The sequence below is a fragment of the Nocardia sp. NPDC003693 genome (assembly GCF_053981095.1).
The window spans coordinates 22,003-43,223 of the sequence record NZ_JBSFNO010000004.1; the positions used below are offsets into that span (position 1 = coordinate 22,003).

General features: G+C 70.5%; 18 protein-coding genes. 17 read left to right on the forward strand and 1 reads right to left on the reverse strand.

The features are described 5' to 3' along the window. Positions 1 to 2: 2 nt before the first annotated feature. Complete coding sequence (locus ACWDOP_RS06975) at positions 3 to 1,508, reverse strand: sugar transferase (protein ID WP_456344311.1); 1,506 nt, start codon at positions 1,506 to 1,508, stop codon at positions 3 to 5. A gap of 426 nt (positions 1,509 to 1,934) precedes the next feature. Here ACWDOP_RS06975 and ACWDOP_RS06980 point away from each other — a divergent pair, with 426 nt between their 5' ends. The 17 genes from ACWDOP_RS06980 (at position 1,935) to ACWDOP_RS07060 (ending at position 21,096) form a co-directional block, all read left to right on the forward strand. Further along, positions 1,935 to 3,203, forward strand: a complete 1,269-nt coding sequence (locus ACWDOP_RS06980) for a class I SAM-dependent methyltransferase (RefSeq protein ID WP_456344312.1) — start codon at positions 1,935 to 1,937, stop codon at positions 3,201 to 3,203. Beyond that, on the forward strand, positions 3,200 to 3,979 hold the full coding sequence (locus ACWDOP_RS06985) for a glucose-1-phosphate cytidylyltransferase (RefSeq protein WP_454203484.1): 780 nt from the start codon (positions 3,200 to 3,202) through the stop codon (positions 3,977 to 3,979). Before ACWDOP_RS06980 ends, ACWDOP_RS06985 begins: the two co-directional genes overlap by 4 nt. Continuing rightward, positions 3,976 to 4,626, forward strand: coding sequence for a PIG-L deacetylase family protein (locus ACWDOP_RS06990; RefSeq protein WP_456344313.1), 651 nt, complete (start codon positions 3,976 to 3,978; stop codon positions 4,624 to 4,626). The genes ACWDOP_RS06985 and ACWDOP_RS06990 overlap by 4 nt, the downstream gene beginning before the upstream one ends. Positions 4,627 to 4,628: 2 nt before the next feature. Next, positions 4,629 to 5,651, forward strand: a complete 1,023-nt coding sequence (locus ACWDOP_RS06995) for an NAD-dependent epimerase/dehydratase family protein (protein WP_456344314.1) — start codon at positions 4,629 to 4,631, stop codon at positions 5,649 to 5,651. 70 nt (positions 5,652 to 5,721) lie between these two features. Then, positions 5,722 to 6,864 carry a class I SAM-dependent methyltransferase gene (locus ACWDOP_RS07000; RefSeq protein WP_456344485.1) on the forward strand — a complete coding sequence of 381 codons (1,143 nt, stop codon included), beginning with the start codon at positions 5,722 to 5,724 and terminating at the stop codon, positions 6,862 to 6,864. A 355-nt stretch (positions 6,865 to 7,219) separates the two neighbouring features. Continuing rightward, positions 7,220 to 8,056, forward strand: a complete 837-nt coding sequence (locus tag ACWDOP_RS07005) for a glycosyltransferase (RefSeq protein ID WP_456344315.1) — start codon at positions 7,220 to 7,222, stop codon at positions 8,054 to 8,056. A gap of 23 nt (positions 8,057 to 8,079) precedes the next feature. Next, positions 8,080 to 9,147, forward strand: coding sequence for a glycosyltransferase family 4 protein (locus tag ACWDOP_RS07010; RefSeq protein ID WP_456344486.1), 1,068 nt, complete (start codon positions 8,080 to 8,082; stop codon positions 9,145 to 9,147). Next, positions 9,144 to 10,316, forward strand: coding sequence for a glycosyltransferase family 4 protein (locus tag ACWDOP_RS07015; RefSeq protein WP_456344316.1), 1,173 nt, complete (start codon positions 9,144 to 9,146; stop codon positions 10,314 to 10,316). Before ACWDOP_RS07010 ends, ACWDOP_RS07015 begins: the two co-directional genes overlap by 4 nt. 95 nt (positions 10,317 to 10,411) lie before the next feature. Beyond that, positions 10,412 to 11,677: an oligosaccharide flippase family protein gene (locus ACWDOP_RS07020; protein WP_456344487.1), complete on the forward strand. Its 1,266-nt coding sequence runs from the start codon at positions 10,412 to 10,414 to the stop codon at positions 11,675 to 11,677. After that, complete coding sequence (locus ACWDOP_RS07025) at positions 11,674 to 12,678, forward strand: CgeB family protein (RefSeq protein ID WP_454203478.1); 1,005 nt, start codon at positions 11,674 to 11,676, stop codon at positions 12,676 to 12,678. Before ACWDOP_RS07020 ends, ACWDOP_RS07025 begins: the two co-directional genes overlap by 4 nt. A gap of 21 nt (positions 12,679 to 12,699) precedes the next feature. Then, positions 12,700 to 14,079, forward strand: coding sequence for a hypothetical protein (locus ACWDOP_RS07030; protein WP_456344317.1), 1,380 nt, complete (start codon positions 12,700 to 12,702; stop codon positions 14,077 to 14,079). Positions 14,080 to 14,082: 3 nt separating this feature from the next. Continuing rightward, on the forward strand, positions 14,083 to 15,375 hold the full coding sequence (locus ACWDOP_RS07035; RefSeq protein ID WP_456344318.1) for a Wzz/FepE/Etk N-terminal domain-containing protein: 1,293 nt from the start codon (positions 14,083 to 14,085) through the stop codon (positions 15,373 to 15,375). Further along, complete coding sequence (locus tag ACWDOP_RS07040; RefSeq protein ID WP_456344319.1) at positions 15,372 to 16,703, forward strand: glycosyl hydrolase family 28-related protein; 1,332 nt, start codon at positions 15,372 to 15,374, stop codon at positions 16,701 to 16,703. The genes ACWDOP_RS07035 and ACWDOP_RS07040 overlap by 4 nt, the downstream gene beginning before the upstream one ends. Positions 16,704 to 16,710: 7 nt before the next feature. Continuing rightward, on the forward strand, positions 16,711 to 17,988 hold the full coding sequence (locus ACWDOP_RS07045) for a GNAT family N-acetyltransferase (RefSeq protein WP_456344320.1): 1,278 nt from the start codon (positions 16,711 to 16,713) through the stop codon (positions 17,986 to 17,988). Next, positions 17,985 to 18,542, forward strand: a complete 558-nt coding sequence (locus ACWDOP_RS07050) for a YdcF family protein (protein ID WP_456344321.1) — start codon at positions 17,985 to 17,987, stop codon at positions 18,540 to 18,542. The genes ACWDOP_RS07045 and ACWDOP_RS07050 overlap by 4 nt, the downstream gene beginning before the upstream one ends. A gap of 26 nt (positions 18,543 to 18,568) precedes the next feature. After that, complete coding sequence (locus ACWDOP_RS07055) at positions 18,569 to 19,933, forward strand: glutamate-1-semialdehyde 2,1-aminomutase (protein ID WP_456344488.1); 1,365 nt, start codon at positions 18,569 to 18,571, stop codon at positions 19,931 to 19,933. Further along, on the forward strand, positions 19,930 to 21,096 hold the full coding sequence (locus ACWDOP_RS07060) for a glycosyltransferase (protein WP_456344322.1): 1,167 nt from the start codon (positions 19,930 to 19,932) through the stop codon (positions 21,094 to 21,096). The genes ACWDOP_RS07055 and ACWDOP_RS07060 overlap by 4 nt, the downstream gene beginning before the upstream one ends. Positions 21,097 to 21,221: the final 125 nt, after the last annotated feature.

The window sequence follows — 21,221 nt, forward strand, 5'->3', positions numbered from 1 at the left end:
GATCAGTACGCCCCTTCGCCCCGGGCGACGGTGGTGATCGTCTTACCGATGATGCTCATGTCCAACAGCATCGACCAGTTCTCGACGTAGAACAGATCGAGCTCGACCGACTGCTCCGGCGCCAGGTCGGAGCGGCCGCTCACCTGCCACAGGCCGGTGATCCCGGGCATGACCAGCAGGCGGCGGCGCGTTACCCCGTTGTAGGAGCGCACTTCCCGGCGCACCTGGGGGCGCGGGCCGACGACGCTCATGTCCCGGCGGAGCACGTTCAGGAACTGGGGCAGCTCGTCCAGGCTGTACTTGCGGATGAACTGGCCCACCGGGGTGATCCGCGGGTCGTTCTTCAGCTTGAAGAACAGCGGGTTGCCGCCGTTGCCGGTGATCAGCGCGGGCGCCTGGCGTTCGGCGTCGGCGTACATGCTGCGGAACTTGATCATTCGAAACGGCTTGCCGTCCACGCCGATTCGTTCCGACAGATAGAAGATCGGACCCTTGCTGGTGAGTTTGACCGCGGCGGCGATCACGAGCATGAGCGGCGCGACGAGGATCAGCGCCACGATCGCGAAACAGGTGTCGAACGCGGCTTTGTGCAGCGACATGGCGCGGTCGTATTGCGGCCCATCGATATGCAGCATCGGCATGCCTTCGAGAAGGTGGCTCGTCATGCGCGTCTTGGAGATATCGATCACACCGGGCGCGACGATCAATTCCACGCCGGCCAGATCGAGATCCCACGCCATTCGGCGAATATCACTGGGCCCCAGGTGATTGGTCGCCATGACCGCGACGGTGTCCGCTCCCACCCGCCGGGCCGCGCGCACCACCGATCGATCATCGCCGACGATGGGTATCGAACGGCCGTCGATCTCGATGGCCGCGTCCGCCTCCGGGAGCCGGTCCGGCGTGCAGACGCCCACGACGCGATAGCGGACCGGGCGGCTGCGCGAGAACGCCGCCGCCATGGTCCGGGCGGCATCGGCACTGCCCACGATCAGCACCGATCGCTGCTGCGCGTGCGGCGTCCGCCGCCGCGCGGACCGCAGCCGCCAGACCAGCCGGCCCAGTATCAGGCCGATGAGCCCCAGCGGCAGGGTGATCGCCAGGTACGTCCGCGCGGCGTCCAGTTCGAGCACCAGCGCCACGATCGCGAGCGGGCCGAAAAGATGCAGCGCCGACGACAGCAATTTCCGGTACTCGCCACTGCCGGTATCGATCACGCGCGGCGAGCGGGCGCCATTCCAGTTGAGCAGCGCGAGCCAGGCGAGCGCTATACCCGCGGAGATCGCGGTACCGGGGGACTCCGTGCTCGGCCACCACTCGATCGGCGCATCGGGAGTGCGGCCCAATTCGATTACGTGCGTGAGAACGACAGCGAAACACACCATGAAGAAGTCGATCGCCAGCAATTCCCGCGAGTATCGGGTTCGCCATTGATCGCGCTCGCCCGGGCGTAGCGAATTCGGCGTTGCGTCAAAGGTGTCGAGCGGGGCACGGAGTTCTATACCCATGATGATGTACCTGTCATACACAAGAGGGCCTGTCGCGCTTCGATGCACGACGGTGGTCGAGGGTTCGGGGGGTGGTCGGTGCCGGTGACCGGGACGGTAACTGCCGTCAGTTCATGGTCAGTTGTCCATGTCGTGATGGTGTCGAGGGCCGTTACGGTCGGTGAGAATCCCTATCGCACATTGTGATAGCGAATTCGAATAACTAATGTTCGGGTCGGTGTGCGGCGTGCCCCCCAAGCCTGGCGGCCCGCGTGCGGGGCCGACGGTCGAGCGTATCGCTGCGATAGTAGCCGACGAGAAGCGGAATCACGCCGGGGCTGTGTCGGGATCACACCGAATCTGGTTGTAACGTGATCGCGAAGCAATGAGATGTGGAACGTGCGGCCGGATGTCATCGGTCTGTTGGAATCGATGGTGTGGAGCTGTATGCGTTGCCGTCTGTGCAATTCTGAACGAATATCGAGTGTGCTGGATCTCGGCGCCACGCCGCCGTGCGAAAAGTTCCTTTCGCGCGGCGATCTCGACCTGCCCGAGGTGACGTATCCGCTGCATCTCCGTTTGTGTGACGAGTGCCTGCTGCTGCAACTGCCCGCGCTGATAACCCCCGAAGAGACATTCACCGAATACGCCTACTTCTCCTCGTACTCGGACAGTTGGGTCCGGCACGCCGCCGAGTTCGTGTCCGCCGCGACCGAACGCCTTGGGCTGGGCCGGGATTCGTTCGTCGTGGAGGTCGCCAGCAACGACGGCTATCTGCTGCAGCACGCGGTCGCCCGTGGCCTGCGGTGCCTGGGGATCGAGCCGTCGGTCAACGTCGGCGCGGCCGCGCTGGCCAAGAATGTGCCAACCGTCACAGCGTTTCTCGACGAGGACCTGGCGGAGCGGATCCGTTCCGAACACGGTCCGGCCGATCTCGTCGTCGCCAACAACGTCTTCGCCCACATCCCCGACATCCTCGGCTTCGCCCGGGCGCTGCGCCGGCTGGTGGCCGACACCGGCACGGTGTCCATCGAGGTGCACCACGCGCTGAACCTGGTGCGGCACGGGCAGTTCGACACCATCTACCACGAGCATTTCCAGTACTACACCCTGGCTTCGGCCCGGCGAGCGCTGCGGACGGCGGGCCTGCACGTCATCGACGTCGAACTGCTCGGCACCCACGGTGGATCGCTGCGCGTCTGGGCCACAGCCGATTCCGCGCATCCGGTCTCGGATCGCGTCGCCGCGGTGCTGGCCGAGGAAGCCGAGGCCGGTCTCCACACGGCCGACGGCTATGCCGGCATGCGCGCGGCCGCGGAAACGGTCCGCGCGGACCTGCTCGCCTTCCTCCTGGAACAGCGCGCCCTCGGCAGGCGGGTGGTCGGCTACGGCGCACCGGGCAAGGGCAACACCCTGCTCAACTACTGCGGGATCCGCGCCGACCTCATCGAGTACATCGTGGATCGCAGCCCGTACAAGCACGGCAAATTCACCCCGGGCGCCCGCATTCCCATCCATGCGCCGGACCGGATCGCGGCCGATCGCCCCGATGTCGTGGTGGTGCTGCCCTGGAACCTGGAAACCGAACTCACCGAGCAGCTGCGGTACGTCGGAGACTGGGGCGGCGTCCTGGTCTATCCGCTGCCGAGGCTGCGTGTCGTAGATCTGGAAGACCGCGTGGTGAACCCGACGGAGATCGAGAGCAGAGTGTCATGAAGGTTGTGCTGTTCTGCGGCGGTTACGGCATGCGCATGCGCGGCGGCTCGGGCGACATGATCCCCAAGCCGATGCAGATGGTCGGCCCGCGCCCGCTCATCTGGCACGTGATGCGGTACTACGCGCACTTCGGGCACCGCGATTTCATCCTGTGCCTGGGCTACGGCGCGCAGCACATCAAGGACTACTTCCTCACCTACCGCGAGGCGATGTCCAACGATTTCGTGCTGCGCGGCGGCGAGGTCGAGCTGCTCCACTCCGACATCAGCGACTGGACGATCACCTTCGTCGACACCGGCGTCGAGTCGGCGATCGGGGAGCGGCTGCGCCGCGTGCGACCGCACCTGGACGGTGAGGAGTACTTCCTCGCCAACTACTCCGACGTGCTGACCGATGCCCCGCTGGACGAAATGATCGAGCAGTTCCGGCTTTCCGGCGCCGCGGCGGCGTTGATGGCGGTGCCGCCGCAGTCGTCGTTCCACTGCGTGGATCTGAGCCCGGACGGTGCGGTCAAGACCATCACCCCGGTGTCGCAGCTGCCGGTGTGGGAGAACGGCGGCTACTTCGTGCTCAGCCAGGAGGTCTTCGATCTGCTGCCGCCGGGCGGTGATCTGGTCGAGGACGCCTGTGCCGTGCTCGCCGATCAGGGCCGGTTGTTCGGGTATCAGCACGCGGGATTCTGGAAGCCCGCCGACACCTTCAAGGAACGCGCCGAACTCGACGCCGGGTACCGGGACGGCAATCGCCCCTGGATGGTCTGGGAGAACTCGGCATGATCACCCTCGACTCCGGCCCGCTGGCCGAGATCGCGGTGCTGGGCGCGCATTGCGACGACATCGCGATCGGCATGGGCGGCACCCTGCTCACCGTCGCCGGGCGCAACCCCGGCCTGCGTATCCATGCCCTGGTGCTCTCCGGCGGTGACACCGCCCGGGCCGCCGAGGAGCGCGCCGCCCTGCGCGCGTTCTGCCCCGCCGCCGAGGTGACCCTCACGGTTCTGGACATCCCCGACGGCCGCGCCCCGGCGCACTGGGATCGAGTCAAGAACGCGCTGAACGACTTTCGGTGCACCACGAATCCCGACGTCGTGTTCGCGCCGCAGCGCGGCGATGCGCACCAGGACCATCGGCTGCTCGCCGAACTGGTCCCCACGGAGTTCCGCGACCACCTCGTGCTGGGCTACGAGATTCTCAAGTGGGAGACCGACACCCCGCGCCCGACGGTGCTGCATCCGCTGGATCCGGAGGTCGCCGCGGCGAAGGCCCGGCTGCTGGCGGAGTGCTATCCCTCCCAGGCGAACCGGGACTGGTTCGACGACGAGGCATTCCTGGGACTGGCCAGACTGCGCGGAATCCAGTGCCGCGCACCATATGCCGAGGGCTTTGTACTGGACAAGGCCACCATCACCTTCGGAGGTGCGTAACGATGCGGGTGCTGGTCACCGGTCACCAGGGCTACCTGGGCACGGTCATGGTGCCCCGGCTGCTCGAAGCGGGTCACGAGGTCGTCGGCCTGGACGCCGGCCTGTTCGCCGACTGCGTTCTCGGTGCGGCCCCGCAGGATCCGCCCGGGCTCCGGCTCGACCTGCGCGACATCCGGGCGGAGCATCTCGCCGGATTCGACGCGGTGATCCATCTGGCGGCGCTGTCCAACGATCCGCTGGGCGCGCTGGTGCCGCAGATCACCCACGACATCAATCACCACGCGTCGGTGCGCCTGGCCGTGCTCGCCAAAGCGGCGGGCGTGCGCCGGTTCCTGTACGCGTCGACCTGTTCGGTGTACGGCGCCGCGGGTGACGCGCCGGTGAGCGAGAGCGCCCCGCTGCGCCCCCTGACCCCGTACGCCGAGAGCAAGGTCCGGGTCGAGGACGACGTCGCCGCGCTGGCGGACGACGGCTTCTCCCCGGTGTTCCTGCGCAACGCGACGGCGTTCGGTTTCTCGCCCCGGTTGCGCGCGGACATCGTGCTCAACAACCTGGTCGGCTACGCCGTGCTGACCGACGAGGTGCGGGTGCTCTCGGACGGCACGCCGTGGCGGCCGCTCGTGCACGCCCTCGACATCGCCGATGCCTTCGCGACCTGCCTGGTCGCCCCGATCGACGCGATTCACTGCCGGGCGTACAACATCGGCACCGAGGCGAACAACGTGACGGTGGCGCAGATCGCCGCGGCGGTGGTCGAGGTGGTGCCCACCGCCCGGCTGGTGATCACCGGCGAGCACGGCGCGGATCCGCGCTCGTACCGGGTCGACTTCTCGGCCGCCCGCGAACGGCTGGGATTCGAAGCGCGCATAGGCATTTCGGAGGGCGCCCAGGAGCTGTACCGGGAGTACCGGGCGCGGGATCTGACCAAGGACGACTTCTTCGACGGCTTCGTCCGGCTGTCCCGGTTGCGCGCGCTGCGCGAGCGGGGCGTGCTCGGCGACGACCTGCGGCGGGTGATCGAGTGATCCCGCCGTGCGGCCGACCGATTCCGGCGTGCGGCCGGGTGATGCCGCCGTCCGGCCGGGTGATGCCGCCGTGACGGCGTCGGGGCCGAGGGGATCGGCGCGCTGCCGCGGTTGCGCGGGAAGCGAACTCGACGTCGTGCTCGATCTCGGCGCGGTCGCCGCCGCGGATGATTTTCCGCCGGCGAGCGCCCCGGTCGATCCCGCCGAGACCGCGCATCCGCTGGCCATGCTCCGGTGCGGGGACTGCGGTCTGGCGCAGCTCGCCGCGGACGACACCGTCACCCGCGAGCCGCGCGGCATCGAGCCGCGGGCGCTACGGGAGCAGGCCGCCGACGCGGTGGCGCGCGTGGCGGCGTCGGGACTGCTGCGGGGTTCGACGGCACGGGAATTCGGTAGTCCGCACGGTGGCAGCTGGCTGCCGCTGCTCGGCGACCGCGATTTCGAGATCACCGATGCCCCCGCGGATCTCGTGATCGACTGCTTCGGCATCATGCACGAGCCGGACCAGCGCGCCGCGTTCGCCCGCCGCGCCGCGGCGCTGGCCCCGGACGGCGTGCTGCTGCTGCAGTACCACTCGCTGAGCGCGATCGTCCGACTCGGGCAGTGGAATGCCCTGCGCCACGGTCATTTCGGCTACTACACCCTGCCGGTGCTGCGCCGGCTCCTGCGCGACGCGGGGCTGAGCGCGGTGCACGCGTGGGAGTTCGATCTCTACGGCGGCACGGTCCTGCTCGCCGCCGTCGCCGGTATCGCCGAACCCGCCGAGTCGGTGCTGCGCGTGGCGGCCGCCGAGGCGGCCTCGACAGGGCCGGACGCGGTCCGCGGGCTCCAGCGCGCGGCCGACGAGCAGGCGCTGGCGCTGCGCCGCCGGCTGGACACCGAATCCGCCCGCGGCCGAACCGTGTACGCGTACGGCGCGGCGTCGCGGGCAGTCGCCCTGTTCTGCCGCGCGGGCCTGCATCGCGGTCTGCTCGCCGGTGTGGCGGACGCGTCGGCCGCGAAATGGGGCCGGCGAATGCCGGGTACCGATATCCCGATCATCGCACCGGCCGACCTCGTCGCGGCCGATCCGGATCGGGTGCTGCTGACCGTTCCGGATCTCCTCGCCGAGGTTACCGAGCAGTACCCGGAATTGAATGGCAGGTGGATTCTCGACGGCGCCGAAGCGCACGACATCGTGAATGGAACTGCGCTGTCAGGGTATTCGCGATGACCAGGGAATGTGACATCGGTCACGAAAAGGTTTGCGAAGTTCCCCTGCGCTGGAGTGGGTCTATACCGTCGAACAGCCGGGCGTTCCTTCGGCGCAATGGATCGCGGGCGGATTGTCTACTGATGAGGAATGTTGTGCATGCGCGGGGTGGTTCGCATCGCTACCGCGCCACACGGGTTCGTGTTGAATCAGCGCTGGTAGCCGGGGCTTTTCCGGTGAACGGGAGTTCGATGATCGCCGACGTGGACGCGGTCGGCCGAATTGCCGATCGCGAAAGTCGTTCGCCGCGAGACAGTTCCGATTCGCGTTCGCGCAATTCCCGGCGCGCATTCGAGCGCCCCGCGGAGGAGTAAACGTGGTCAGCCTGTCCGTGTGCGTCCCCGCCTACAATGCCGGGCGCACCGTGGAAACGACGCTGCGCTCGGTTCTGGATCAGAACGTCGATTTCGAGCTGCTGCTCCTGGATAACGCGAGTTCGGACGAGACAGCCGATATCGTCGCGTCATTCGACGATTCCCGGCTGCGCGTCGTCCGCAACGCCGAGACCCTGTCCATCGGCGACAATTGGAACCGGGCGATCCGGCTCTCCAAGGGGAAACTGGTCAAGGTCGTGTGCGCCGACGACATCATCCTGCCGGGCGCGCTCGCGGCCCAGCTCGAGGTCATGGCCGATCCCGGGGTCGCCCTCAGCTCGGCCAGGTTTCAGGTGATCGACGCGAACGGCGGGCTGGTCGAGAGCGGTCTCGGGCTGCCCGGTCTGCACGGCCCGCGGACGGCGCGCGAACTGGTCCGCACCATCGTCCGGCACGGCCCCGCCGAGTTCGGCCCCACCGCCGCCGCGATGTTCCGGCGCGAGCACTTCGATCGGGTCGGCGGGATTCGCGGCGACCTCGTCTTTCCCATGGACGTCGACCTCTTCGCGCGCGTCGGTCAGTTCGGGACCTTCTACGGAATCCCCGATATCGCTGCCGCCTGGCGTGATTCGCCGTTCAACATGTGCAGTCGCACCTCCACGATCAGCAAGCTCACCGAGACCCTCCGGTTCCATCACCGCCTCGCCCGGGACCTCCCGCGCCACCTCACCCACACGGACGTGCTGGCCGGGGACTGGCGACTGGCGCGGGCCGCGCTGAACCGGCTCCGCATCCGCACCGCGCTGAGCGCGCGCAACCTGGTGGGGGAGCGCGGATGAGCGACACGCGAATCCGGGTGCACATGAGCGGATCCGAGTGGTTCGCCTCCGCCCCCGGCGGGTTGAACCGGTACTTCACCGATCTGTTCCAGGCCCTGGCGCCCCGGCCGGACGCGGTGGTCTCGGCGAGCGCCTTCGGCGATCCGCCGCCGGGCGGCCGATCCTGGGGCGCGACCGGCGGTTCCACGGCCCACCGGGCGGCGACCGCGTTCCTCGACGGCTCCCGGGTACCGCGCGGCACCGTGCTGGACCGGCATTTCGCGCTCTACGGCCGGCCCGCGATCGGCCCGCGCGGCAGGCACCCGCTGGTGATTCACTTCCACGGACCGTGGGCCGCGGAGAGCAGGCTGGCCGGATCCGGCGAACTCGCCGCGCGCGCGAAGTACGCCATCGAACGCCTGCGCGGGCTCGGGGCGGACCGATTCGTGGTGCTGTCCGAACAGTTTCGGGAGCTGCTCGTCTCGGACTACCGGGTGCGGGCCGACCGGATCGCGGTGATTCCGCCGGGCGTGGATCTCGATCGGTTCCGGCCCCGCCCCGCCGCGGAACGCACGGGCACCCGGACGGTGCTGTGTGTGCGCAGGCTCGAACGCCGGATGGGTATCGACCGGCTGCTGCGCGCCTGGCCGGCCGTGCTCGCCGCCTGCCCCGCCGCGCGCCTGGTCATCGTCGGAACGGGCAGCGCGGAGCCCGAACTCCGGGAACTGGCCGGGCACAGCGACATCGCGGGCACCGTCGCGTTCGAGGGCTGGGCCGCCGACGAGCGCCTGGCCGAACTCTATGCCCGGGCGGAGCTGACGGTGGTGCCCTCGGTCGCGCTGGAGGGCTTCGGCCTCATCGCGCTGGAATCGCTGGCCGCCGGCCGCGCCCCGATCGTGACCGACTGTGGGGGACTGCCGGATTCGGTGCGCGGGCTCGACCCGACGCTCATCGTCCCCGCCGGCGACGTGGAGTCGCTGGCCGCGCGCATCGTCGCCGCGCTGGCGGGTGCGATCCCGGACGCCGCCCGGTGCCGGGCACACGCCGAAACGTTCTCCTGGGATGCGGCGGCGACGCGGCACCTCGCGCTGTACGCGGAGCTGGCGCGATGATCAGGGCGGTATTCCTCTCCCACACCGCGGCGCCGTCCGGCGCCGAACTCGCGACGCTGCGGCTGCTCTCGGCGCTACGCGATCGGCCGGACGCGCCCGCGTTCGAGGTCGAGATGCTGGTGACCGAGAACGGGCCGATCGTCGATCGCCTGCGCGCCCGCGGCATTCCGGTCACGGTGCAGCACAACACCTTCGACAGCCGGTCGATGACCATCGCCGGGAGCGGCGCGGGCCGGCTGCTCGCCGGTGGCCTCGACCTGCTGAAGCTCGGCTGGACCCTGGGCGGGGTCCTGCGCGAGCGCCGGGCCGACGTCCTGGTCGCCGAGAGCACCAAGGCGCTGCTGATGGGCGCGGTCGCCGCGCGCCGTGCCCGGATTCCCCTGGTGTGGCAGGTGCACGATCTGGTGTCGAGCGAATACTTCGGGCGCGTGCTCGCGATCCTGATCCGGCTGCTGGGCTGGCTGCTCGCGGCCGGGGTGATCGCCAACAGCCGCGCGACGCTGCACTCGCTGATCACCTGGCGCCGGGCCGCTGTCGTGGCCTACCCGGGCGTCGAACCGGCCGCCGCGCCGCACGATCGCGCACCGCAGCGCGCGCCCGCGGACGCCACGGTGGCGGTCGTGGGCCGGCTGAGCCCGTGGAAGGGCCAGGACGTGCTGCTGCGCGCCGTGGCCCGGGCCCGGCAGCGGCCCCGCGCGGTGATCATCGTGGGCGGAACGTTCTTCGGGGAAGAGTCCTACCGCGACGAACTCGTGGCCCTGGCCGGCGAACTCGCGCTGCCGGTGGAGTTCATCGGCCACGTCGAGGACCCCGCGGCGTACATGCGCGACGCGGACATCCTGGTGCACTGCTCGGTGCTGGCCGAACCGTTCGGGCAGGTGGTCGTCGAGGGTATGCAGGCGGGCTGCGCGGTGATCGCCGCCCGCGCCGGCGGCCCCGCGGAGATCGTGCGGCCGGGCGTGGACGGACTGCTGGTCGAGGGCGGCGACAGCGCCGAGCTCGCCGACGCCCTGGATCGGCTGATCGGCGATCGCGCACTGCGCGTCCGGCTCGGGCAGTCGGCGCGCACGCGCGCACGGGAATTCGGCATCGACGCGACCGCCGCCGCGGTCGCGGGGGTGCTGACCGCGGTGACATCCGGGGCCGCGCAGCGGAGTCCGGTCTCGTGACCCCGCCGTCGAGCCGGGAGCGCGGAGCTCGCGGATACCAGGGCCGCCATCGCAAGGCGGCCCCCGCGGTCGCGGAGGCGGGATCCGGCCGCGAGATCTTCGGCGTGCTGCGCGATATCGGACTGGTCAGCATCGGCAAGTACGGCCAGTACCTGGTCACGGTGGCGACGCTGCCGCTGATCGCGCGGGTGCTGGGCGCCGAGGGGCTCGGGACGCTCGCGGTCGGCATGGCCGCCTACTTCATCGGCTCGCTGCTCGTCGACCTGGGCATCACCTCGTACATCTCCGCGCGCGTCCAGGGCCCGCGCCCGAATGTCGTGCACGTCAACGAACTTCGGGGCACCTATCTGGTGATTCGCGGCGCGATCCTGGGCGTGCTCGCGGTGGCGCTGGCGGGCAGCCTGGCGGCGGGGGCGCCCGGGCAGCTGCACATGATCTTCCTGGGCCTGTTCGTCGGCGGCTTCTGGTCGCTGTCCGAGGACTGGGTCCTGATCGGGCAGGGCCGATTCGGCGCCTCGGTCGTGTACCAGGGCGTGGCCCGCGTCGGCTACCTGCTCATGCTGATCCTGGTGCTGCCGCACTTTCCGAGCGCGTCGATGGCCATGCTCTGCCTGCTGGCGTCCGCGGTGCTGAGCGTCGGCCTGACCTGGATCGACACCTGGCGCCGGTTCGGGCCGCCGGGCCGCCCGCGCAAGGTGCGCGCGCTGCTGCGGATCGGCGGGCCGGTGCTGACCTCCCGGCTGCTGGTGACCAGCTACGGCCAGGGCGCGGCGGCGGCGTACGGCGTGGTGCTCAACGCGGCCTCGCTCGGACTCTTCTCCGCCGCCGACCGGCTGGTGCGCGCGGTCCAATCGCTGTTGGACCCCATCGGTTTCGCGTTGCTGCCGCGCATGGCGCGACGGACGCACCGCGGGTTCTGGCGCGATTCGAGCTGGACACTCGCCGCCTGCGTCGGGGTGGCGATCCTGGTGGCGGGCATGGCCTGGGTGGCGGCGCCCGTTCTCATTCACCTGATCTTCGGCGACGAGTTCGCCGCGGCGGTACCCGTGCTGCGCGCCGAGGTGCTGATCCTGCCCGCGACGACGGTGACCTCGTTCATCACGACCGCCGTGCTGCCGGTCCGGCAGGACTCCGCGGGCGTGCTGGCCGGCGGGCTCATCGGGACCGCCGTGGCCGCCATCGCGCTGGGCGTCGCGGCGGTGTCGCATTCGCTGTGGGCGCTGGTCTGGGGGATCGTCGTCGCCGAGTTCGCCGTCGCGTGCTGGTACATCGTGCGGATGCGCTGGCTGTTCGTGCGCGATCTGGCGAACGCCACCCAGGTGACGACATTGCTGCCGGTGGTTCGGAAGGAAAGACGATGAGGATTCTGTTCGTCGGAGACGACTGGCTCGGCAGCAACGCCCGGTCGCTCGCCGAGGGTTTTCGGCACGCGGGTCACGAGGTTCTGGTCGTCGACTCCACCCCCGTGACGCTTCCGCCGCGACTGTCCCCGTCCTGGGTCTACTCCAAGGTGGCTCACCGGCGCGCGCCGCAGGTGGTCGACCAGGTGCACGCCCGGATCGAACGTGCCGCCGCCGAACTGCATCCCGACATGGTCTTCGTGTTCAAGGGCGTGCATCTCGATCAGAGCCGGCTGCTGGCGACGCCCGCGCCGCTGCACGTGCACTACAGCCCGGACGACGTCTCGAACCCGGTCAACACCACCCCGGAATACCTCGCGCTCGAGTCGCAGTGGGATCTGGTCGTCACCACCAAACGGCACAACGTGCCCGAGCTGATCGACCGCGGCGCGCGCGAGACCCTGTTCGTCCGCAGCGCGTACGACCCGGCATGGCACCACCGCTGCGCCCGTCGCGGGTCGCGCCAGTTCCTGACCGGATTCATCGGCGCGTGCCGTCCGGACCGGCGCGACAGCGTGGTGTCCCTGGCCCGCGCCCACGGCGCCCAGATGATGGTGAGCGGCCCGGGCTGGCAACAGGTTCGGCAGTTGCGCAGCACCCGGGCCAAACTCTCGGGCCCGGTCTACGGTGAGCAGTTCTCCATCGCGGTCGCCTCCATCACCGCCAATCTGGTCTTCCTGAACTCCGACAACCGGGATACGCACACCTGCCGCACGTTCGAGGTGCCCGCGGCGGGCGGGCTCTTCGTCGGTGAGCGGACCGGCGAGCACGCCGAACTGCTGGCCGACCGGACCGAGGCGTTCCTGTTCTCCGATCGCGACGAACTCGACGAGATCCTGGACTGGTGCGCGGCGAACCCCGAGGCCGCGGCGCGCGTGGCCGAGGCGGGTTACCGGACCATCACCCGGGGTGGGCATCGCTACGCCGATCGTGCGCGGGAGATCATCGATGCGATCGGATAGCACCGTGGGACAGGACTTCTCGTGCTGAGCGCGACCGTCACGATCGCGCTCATCGCGCTGGCGCTGCTCACCATCGTGGTGGCGGCCGGGCGGGTGGGCGGCGTCGCCCAGGTGCTGCTGGTGGCGCAGGCCGTCTACTGGACGATGTCCTACGTGGCCCGGCCGCTGGTGCTGCTCGTGGTCCGGCCCGAGCCCAGTTTCGGTGACAACGTGGCCGATCCGCGGCTGGCGCGCATCGGCTACGACGTGGGGCTCGCGCTGGTACTGCGGCCGGTCGTGTACGGGATGTGGGTGTACGCGGGGCTCGTCGTCGTCTTCGCGCTCTGGGCGCGGCGCCGGTCGCGTCCCGCGCGCACCGTGGTGATCACCCGGGATCCGAACTTCCTGCCGACGCTGTGCGTGCTGTATCTGCTGGGCACCACGGCCCGGCTGGCGAGCGTCGCCACCGGCGTCACCGGCAAGGCGGGTGAGGTCGAGAGTGCCAGTCCCGTACTGAGTTTGCTGACGATGCTGGCCACGGTCGGGGCCCTGGGCCTGATCGTGTTCGCGCGGTTTGCGAACCCGCGCCACACCCTCCTGGTGGTCGGGGTGCTGATGCTCGGGGAACTGTGGTGGACCACCGCGATCCAGTCCAAGACGCCCGTGCTCGGCGCGGCGCTCGCGATCGCGGTGCGGTTCGGCCTCGAGGGCTGGACGCGGACGAAAGTGGTCTCCATCGCCGCGGTCTCGCTCGCCGGCATCGGCGCGTTCGGCTGGCTGCAGTCGCTCAAGGCGACCGACTATTCGAAAGCCGAAGCGGCGCTCACCGATTCGGGCTACCCGCCGGTGGTGCAGCCCTTCCTGAGTCTGCTGCGCCGCTTCGATCTGCTCGAGGCCGCCACCGACGTCTACTACACCGGCCCGAACGCGTGGCTCAGCGCCGATCAGGTGGTGAATCACCTGCTGGTGAGCATGGTTCCGACCCAGCTGCTCGGCGCGGAGAAGGCGCAATCGGGGACCGAGTGGGCGAATCACGTGCGCGGTACGTCGGTCGACATGAGTCAGGTGTCGGTGTCCCTGGCCGAGGGCAACGTGAACGAGGGGTACGTGCTGGGCGGGTACCTCGGCGTCACGCTGGGGATGCTGTGCACCTTCGCGCTGCTGCTCGTCTGGGAGCGAACGCTGTACTCGCGCATGCTGATTCCGGTGATCTTCGGAACCGCGCTGATCGAATTCCCGGTCATCTTCGAACGGGGCGTGCTGGGCACCGCCGAGACCCTGGGCAAGTTCCTGCAGGCCGCGGTGCTGATCTGGCTGGTGTACCTCGCGGTGGGGGAGCTGCGCCGAAAACCCGGGCCGAGTGGCGCGCCGGCGCCGGTACGCCCGATCGAACCCGCTGTCGCGGACAAGCGAAGGAATTGAGTTATGGGACTTGTGGATTACGCGCGAGTCGGCAGACGACGCTGGGGCGTCATCGTCGTCGCGCTGCTGCTCGGGTTGCTGGGGTCGATCGGGTACCTGCGGACCGCGGAGGTGACCTACACCGCGTCCAGCAGCGTCTACGTGTCGATGGCGACCGGCACCTCGGTCAACGACTCGTATCAGGGCGGATTGGCCGCCCAGCAACGGGTTCGGTCGTATCTCGAACTCGCCACCAGCACCAAGGTGCTCGATCGGGTGATCGGTCAGCTCGGTCTGAAGGGCTCGGCGGAGGAACTGCGGCAACGGGTCACGGTAGCCTCGCCGCCCGCCACCGCGATGCTGCGCGTCACGGTCACCGCCCCGACCGCCACCGGCGCCCGCAATCTGGCCGACGAGGTGGTCGCCCAGTTCCGGGCACTGGTGGACGAATTGGAGACCATCGAGCAGACCGCGGCCCCGGCCGCCCGGGTCGCCGTGGTGGACCGCGCGGAGCTGCCGTCCGCGGCCAGCTCACCGCAGTCCTCGCGGATCGTGATGGTCGGCATCCTGGCCGGATTGCTGCTGGGCGGCGCCGGCGCCCTGCTGCTCGAACGCCTCGATCGCCGGGTGCGCTCGAAAGCCGAACTGGCGGAACTGGTTCCGGTGCTCGGCACCGTCGAACGCGAGGGTCCGGGAACCGAGACCGACCTGCGCCAGGTGCGGGCGCGCCTGGCCAAGGACGTGGCGGGCAGCCCGGGGAAAACGGCGATGGTGACCAGCTTCTCGAAGAAGTCCGAGCCGGCGATCGCGGTGGGCCTGGCGCGTTCGCTGGCCGACGCCGGGCGGCACGTGCTGCTGATCGACGCGGACACCACTCGCCGGGGCAGCTCCGGTCTGATGCCGGAGAACAACGGGGTGGGGCTGGCCGACATGCTGCGCGGCGGCCGCGCGGCCGTCGACGGCGTGCTGTCCTGGTCCGACCGCGGCATCTGGGTGATTCCGCTGGGCGCGGCCGATCAGGGCATGTCCGATCTGCTCGCCTCGGAGCAGTTCGACAAGCTGCTGGCCGAGCTGGAGAACATGTTCGACGATGTCCTCATCGACGTGGCGCCGGTGCTCGCCGCCCCGGACGCGCTGACCCTGGGCGCGCGCAGCGCGCGCACCATCGGCATCGTCGAACTCGGCCACACCACCTCGGGCGAGGTCTACGACGCGGTGACCGCCCTGGCCTCGGTGGGCGCCGGCGGTCCGCGGGTGATCGCCATCGCCGCGCGCGGCGGCTGGTCGGAGCGACTGACGGGCGGGCTGCGCAGGTGACGGGCGAGGGAGTGCATCGGCGCCGCATGCTGGCCGCGGCCCTCGGCGCGGCGGTCACGCTGCCGACCGCCGCGTGCGCCGCGGCCGGGCCCGGCCCGGGAACGTCCGGCGGCACGGTGCGCAACGTCCGGGACTTCGGGGCGGTCGGCGACGGCACCGCGGACGACACCGCCGCCATCGCCGCGGCGTGCCGGACCGGCGATGAGCCGCTGGTGCTCTATCTGCCCGCGGGCACCTACCGGGTCACCCGCTGGCCCGAACTCTCGGACTTCGCCATGATCTACGGCGACGGCGGCGACGCCACCACCATCCTGTGCGAGACCGACACCACCCTGATCTCCCTGAAGCACCGCCAGCGGGTGCGCTTCGCCTGGCTCGGCATCTACGTCACCGGGCCGGCGGCCACCGCGGTGTCGCTGTCGCAGTGCTTCCGGTGCTCGTTCGACTCGGTCGTGATTCGCGGAAATCACCTGGGCGACAACTACCCCCGGTACGCCGAGCAGCGCGGGGTGGTGCTGGACCAGAACACCGGCGGCACCGCCTTCCTGAACTGCGACATCAACAATTTCGGGTACGGGCTGGTGACCTCCTGCATCCAGAACTACGTGACCTCGTCCAAGTTCACCAGCAACCGCGTCGGGGTGCTGGGCACCGGCAACGACCACAACGCGGGCCTGGCGCTGACCAACGTGGAGTTCGTCTCCGACAACGACCCCCGCACCACCGACCGGCACCTGCGGGTCGACGGCGCGTCGAACGACTGGTGGCTGACCAACGTCTGGTTCGAGGGTTCGGATACCGCGCTGTCGATCGGGCAGGCCGGGGTGGGCGGACCGTCCCAGTTCGGCATGGTCAATTGCAAGGTGGCCGCGCGCAGCGTGTGCCTGGACCTAATCCATTGCCGCCAGCCCTATCTGGCGAACGTCCGCTTCGATCCGGATCCGCGATCGACACCCATCGAACTGCGGATCGACCCGGCGGGCTGCCCGGAGGGCACCGCGATCAACCTGATCTCGAGCGCGGCCGCCGACCTCGCCCCCGCGACCTACCCGACGGGCTGGCAGGTGATCGGCCGGGGCAGCGCGAACGTGCCCGCCGTCCAGGGGACGTTGATCGCGCAGGCGACCGGGGACGCCGACGTCTTCCGGGCGCAGGCGCCCGACGGCGCGCCGCTATCCGCCATATTGTCCAGCGGCGCCTGGTTCTCCGATCGCGCGGACGGCGGTGTGGTGCTGAAGGATCCGGAAGGGGGCTACTGGCGACTGGTCGTCTCGCCCACCGGCGCGCTCACCACGGCCCCACTCGGCAAGCAGCGACCGGTGCGGTGACCCGCCGATGATCAGTAGCCGCGCAGCGTTGTCGCGCACCAGGATCGGCCCGGTCGTGCTGCCGGGCGGAACCATCGTGCTGCGCCCGCCGCGGGCGGCCGACTTCGCGCGCTGGCGGCAGATCCGGCTCCGGGATCAACGGCTGATCGAACCCTACTGGGGCACTTCGCCACTCGGCTGGCGGGCCAGGCACACCGAACGGATGTGGGTGCGCGAGTTCCTCGATGCCGCGGTGTACACCCGGCTCGGGCGGCGGCTGGCGCTGGTGATCGAGGTCGACGGCTGTTTCGCCGGTCAGATCGAGCTGACCGCGATCGACCGGCGAACGCGCAGCGCGGAAATGGGCTTCTGGCTGGACTCGGAGCGCTCGCGGCGCGGGGTCTCCACGGTGGCGGCGGGCATGCTGATCGACTTCGGGCTCACGCGGCTGGGCCTGGAACGGATCGTGGCGCCGATCTCGACGGACAACGCGGCGGTGCTGCGCGGGGCCGCGGTCTGCGGGATGGTCCGCGAGGCGACCATGGCGCGATACTTCGACGTCGGCGGTGCGCGCCGGGATCACGAGCTCTGGGTCGCGACGGCGGCGGGCGCCCCGCCGGGCGGGTACGCGGCCCGGTCGATCGAGAAGTACGCGTGGATGGACGCGGAACCGCGCGCCCGGGGCGCCCTCGATCCGGAGCGCGCGCCCGGTCCCGCGGCGGTGGCTGCCGGGGTGCTGCGCTTCGGCGTCGGGTGGTTGCGGCGCTGTCTGCGCCGGATGCGCAGGGGCGCACCCGAACTGATCACCACGGCGGCGCGGCCGGGTGTCGTCCTGCGCAGCCGCACCCTGCTCGACATCGTGAGACCGGATGTGCCGAAACGGCGTTCGATCCGTCACGAACTGGCCGAGCAGCTGTGCGGGTGGTCCGGCGCGACCTCGGACGCGGGGCTGATCCTGGTGATCGAGGTCGGCGGGGTTCCGGTCGGCCGGGCCGGGCTATACGGCCTGGATCGGTTCAATCGCAGTGCGCGCCTGGATGTTCACCTCGCCGTCCCGGACCCGGACGCCGACATCGCCGCGACCGCGCTGCGGTGCCTGATCGACACCGCCGTCCGGCGGTTCGGCGTGCTGCGACTGTCCCTGACGACGCCGCCGGGCGTGGGGTCTGCCGCCGCGGCGCGGACCGGGATGGCGCTCGAGGGCACGCTGCGCGACATCATCGGCCCCGGCGGGCGGCGCGGCGATCACGAACTGTGGGCGGTCACCGTCGAGGCCGGGTCGCGCCGGCGGTCGGTTCCGGCATGAGCGCGCCCGGACGGCGCCGACGGCGGTGGGCCGGCCGGCTGGTGGCCGCCCTGACGGTGTGCGGGGCGGTCGCCGTGGCCGGCCTGCCGGTGTACGTCCACCCGCAACTCGACCCGCTCCGGCCCGCCGACGCGATCGTGGTGCTGGGCGGGACGCCCTACGAGCGCTTCGATCTCGGCCTCGATCTCGCGCGGCGCGGATACGCCCCGCAACTGCTGATCTCCCGCTCGACCGGCGCCGACGACCCGGAGATGGCGAAGTACTGCGACGGCGTATTCGCTTTCCAGGTCAGCTGTTTCGAGCCCGACCCCTGGACGACGCAGGGGGAGGCGCAGGAGATAGGCCGTCGCGCCCGGGAATTCGGCTGGCGGCACATCATCGTCGTGACCTTCACCCCGCACATCTCGCGGGCCAGGTACATCGTCTCGAAGTGTTTCGACGGCGAGTTGACCATGGTCGCCAGCCCCACGCCCACCGGCGCGCGGTTCTGGTCCTGGATGTATCTGCGCCAGAGCGCGGGCTATCTCAAGGCGTTCGCCGAACCCCGATGCTGAATCCGAAAGGCACACCCCCGATGGCCATGTCCTCCGGTCCGCAGGTATCGAGTCCGTCCTACCCGCACCTCGCCGGCAGCGCGGCCGCCCGCGCCCGGCTGCACGAGCTGGTGCCGGGCGGCGCGCACACCTACGCCCGCGGCGACGACCAGTACCCCGAGTCGATGGCCCCGGTGCTGGTGCGCGGCAACGGATGCCGGGTCCGGGACGTGGACGGCCACGAGTACATCGAGTACGGCATGGGCCTGCGGTCGGTCACGCTCGGCCACGGCTACCGGCCCGTGGTCGAGGCGGTCTCGGCCGCGATCGCCGACGGCGTCAACTTCTCCCGCCCCACGGAGCTGGAACTGCTCGCCGCCGAGGACTTCCTGGGTCTGGTGCCGGGCGCGGACATGGTGAAGTTCGCCAAGAACGGCTCCGACGTCACCACCGCGGCGGTGCGACTGGCCCGGGCCGCGACCGGCCGCACCACGGTGGCGGTGTGCGATCAGCCGTTCTTCTCCACCGACGACTGGTTCATCGGCACCACGGCGATGAACGACGGCATTCCCGAGACCGGGACCGTCGTTCGCTTCGAGTACGGCGACCTGGACGCGCTGGCGGCGCTGCTGTCCGAGCACGCGGTGTCCTGCGTGATCATGGAGGCGGCGACGGCGCTGTCCGAACCCCCGCCCGGGTACCTGGAAGGCGTTCGCGCCCTGTGTGATCGGCACGGCGCGCTGCTGATCTTCGACGAGATCATCACCGGATTCCGCTGGTCCTCCGGCGGCGCCCAGGCCGTGTACGGCGTCACCCCGGACCTCTCGTGCTGGGGCAAGGCGATGGGCAACGGGTTCCCGATCTCGGCGCTGGCGGGCAAACGGGAATTCATGGAACTCGGTGGGCTGCGCACCGACCGGGCCCGGGTGTTCCTGCTCTCCACCACGCACGGCCCGGAATCGGGTGGACTGGCCGCGTTCCGCGCGGTGGTGCGCGCCTACGCCACCACCGATCCCGTCGGCCGGATGGAGCACGCGGGCCGCCGGCTGGCCGCGGGCGTCAACGCCGTCGCGGCCGAAGCCGGTATCGCCGAACAGCTTCGAGTGGTCGGCCGCCCCTCGTGCCTGATATTCCGCACGGCCGACGCTTCCGGACAACCAGCACAGGAGTTTCGCACCTTGTTCATGCAGGAGATGCTCGATCGGGGAGTGCTCGGGCAATCGTTCGTCACCTCCGCGGCCCACACCGACGCCGACATCGACGAAACGATCGAGGCCTGCCGGGCCGCCGCGGCGGTCTATCGCCGGGCGCTCGAGCGGGGTGGGGTCGACGGGCTGCTGCGCGGCCGCCCGACCGCGCCGGCGATCCGCCGTTTCGCCGCACCCCGCCGCATCGGGCAGGCCGCCGAATGAGCGCGCCGCGGATCGGCATCGTGCACGAGCGGTTCACCGAGTACGGCGGCTCGGAGGCGGTGGTCGCCGAGTTCACCAGAACATGGCCCGGCGCACAGGTTTTCGCGCCCATCGTCGACGCGGGCCGGTCACCCGCGCCGCCCGCGGACAACCTGGTGATGCCGTGGACGGAGATCGAGGACACCTGGCTGACCCGCGCGCACGCCGCGACGGGCCGCCGCTCGCACGCGCCCCTGCTGCCCTTCGTGCCGCGCGCGTTCCGGGGGCTGCCCCTATCGGGCCGGTTCGACGCGGTGGTCGTGAGCCATCACGCCTTCGCCACCCAGGCGGCCCTCGCGACGGACGCGCCCGTGGTGGCGTACGTGCACAGCCCGGCCCGCTGGGCCTGGGACAGGGCTTTGCGCGCGCAGGAGGGCGGCGGTCGCGCGGGCCAGCTCGCCCTGGCCGGGCTCGGCGGCCTCGCGCGCCGCGCCGAACTCCGCGCGGCCCCGCGCCTGACCCGGGTGATCGCCAACTCGCACGCGGTCGCCGAGCGGGTTCAGGACTGGTGGGGGCTGCCCGCGACGGTGGTCAATCCGCCCGTGCGACTGGACCGATTCGCCCTCGACCCCGCCATCGAACGCGAGGACTTCTTCCTGTTCGCCGGACGGCTCGTCCCCTACAAACGACCGGACCTCGCGATTCGCGCCGCGCGCCGGGCGGGCTGCCGCCTGGTCGTGGTCGGCGACGGCCGCTTTCGCAGACAACTGGAGGACATCGCGGGCCCGGAGACCACCTTCCTCGGGGCCGCGCCGGACGAGGTCCTGGTGGACATGTACCGCCGCTGCCGCGCCCTGCTGATGCCCGGCATCGAGGATTTCGGCATCGTCCCCGTGGAGGCCATGGCCTGCGGCACCCCGGTCCTGGCGGTGTCCGAGGGCGGCGCGCTCGACACCGTCCGCCCGGGCGTGACGGGCGAGTACGTGGATCCCGGTTCCGACGACGAGGTGGTCGGGCAACTGGCCGACCGGATGACCGCGTTCGACTCCGCGACCTACGATCCGGCCGTCGTCCGCGCCCACGCGGAGTCGTTCGGCCCCTCGGCATTTCGCGAGCAGGTGGCCGCGGTGGTGGCGGATGTGCTGGAACCCGAGCGAGTTGCCGCGTCCGGCTCGCAGGGCTGATGACGATGGCGGCCATGGCCGCGACGGCATCGGCGGTCGTGATGCCGAACCGTGCAGGGCGAGAGCCGTTGTCGGTCGCGTTTGCTTGAATCCCCGCAAAGGTTCGCAGTACCGGGGAGGGCGTT

What these genes read in the sequence shown, in the direction of transcription:
- ACWDOP_RS06985 (WP_454203484.1), top strand. Translation starts at nt 3,200, where the DNA reads ATGAAGGTTGTGCTGTTCTGCGGCGGTTACGGCATGCGCATGCGCGGC.
- ACWDOP_RS06990 (WP_456344313.1), top strand. Translation starts at nt 3,976, where the DNA reads ATGATCACCCTCGACTCCGGCCCGCTGGCCGAGATCGCGGTGCTGGGC.
- ACWDOP_RS06980 (WP_456344312.1), top strand. Translation starts at nt 1,935, where the DNA reads ATGCGTTGCCGTCTGTGCAATTCTGAACGAATATCGAGTGTGCTGGAT.
- ACWDOP_RS07060 (WP_456344322.1), top strand. Translation starts at nt 19,930, where the DNA reads ATGAGCGCGCCGCGGATCGGCATCGTGCACGAGCGGTTCACCGAGTAC.
- ACWDOP_RS07045 (WP_456344320.1), top strand. Translation starts at nt 16,711, where the DNA reads ATGATCAGTAGCCGCGCAGCGTTGTCGCGCACCAGGATCGGCCCGGTC.
- ACWDOP_RS07035 (WP_456344318.1), top strand. Translation starts at nt 14,083, where the DNA reads ATGGGACTTGTGGATTACGCGCGAGTCGGCAGACGACGCTGGGGCGTC.
- ACWDOP_RS07055 (WP_456344488.1), top strand. Translation starts at nt 18,569, where the DNA reads ATGTCCTCCGGTCCGCAGGTATCGAGTCCGTCCTACCCGCACCTCGCC.
- ACWDOP_RS06995 (WP_456344314.1), top strand. Translation starts at nt 4,629, where the DNA reads ATGCGGGTGCTGGTCACCGGTCACCAGGGCTACCTGGGCACGGTCATG.
- ACWDOP_RS07015 (WP_456344316.1), top strand. Translation starts at nt 9,144, where the DNA reads ATGATCAGGGCGGTATTCCTCTCCCACACCGCGGCGCCGTCCGGCGCC.
- ACWDOP_RS07025 (WP_454203478.1), top strand. Translation starts at nt 11,674, where the DNA reads ATGAGGATTCTGTTCGTCGGAGACGACTGGCTCGGCAGCAACGCCCGG.
- ACWDOP_RS06975 (WP_456344311.1), bottom strand. Translation starts at nt 1,508, where the DNA reads ATGGGTATAGAACTCCGTGCCCCGCTCGACACCTTTGACGCAACGCCG.
- ACWDOP_RS07050 (WP_456344321.1), top strand. Translation starts at nt 17,985, where the DNA reads ATGAGCGCGCCCGGACGGCGCCGACGGCGGTGGGCCGGCCGGCTGGTG.
- ACWDOP_RS07010 (WP_456344486.1), top strand. Translation starts at nt 8,080, where the DNA reads ATGAGCGGATCCGAGTGGTTCGCCTCCGCCCCCGGCGGGTTGAACCGG.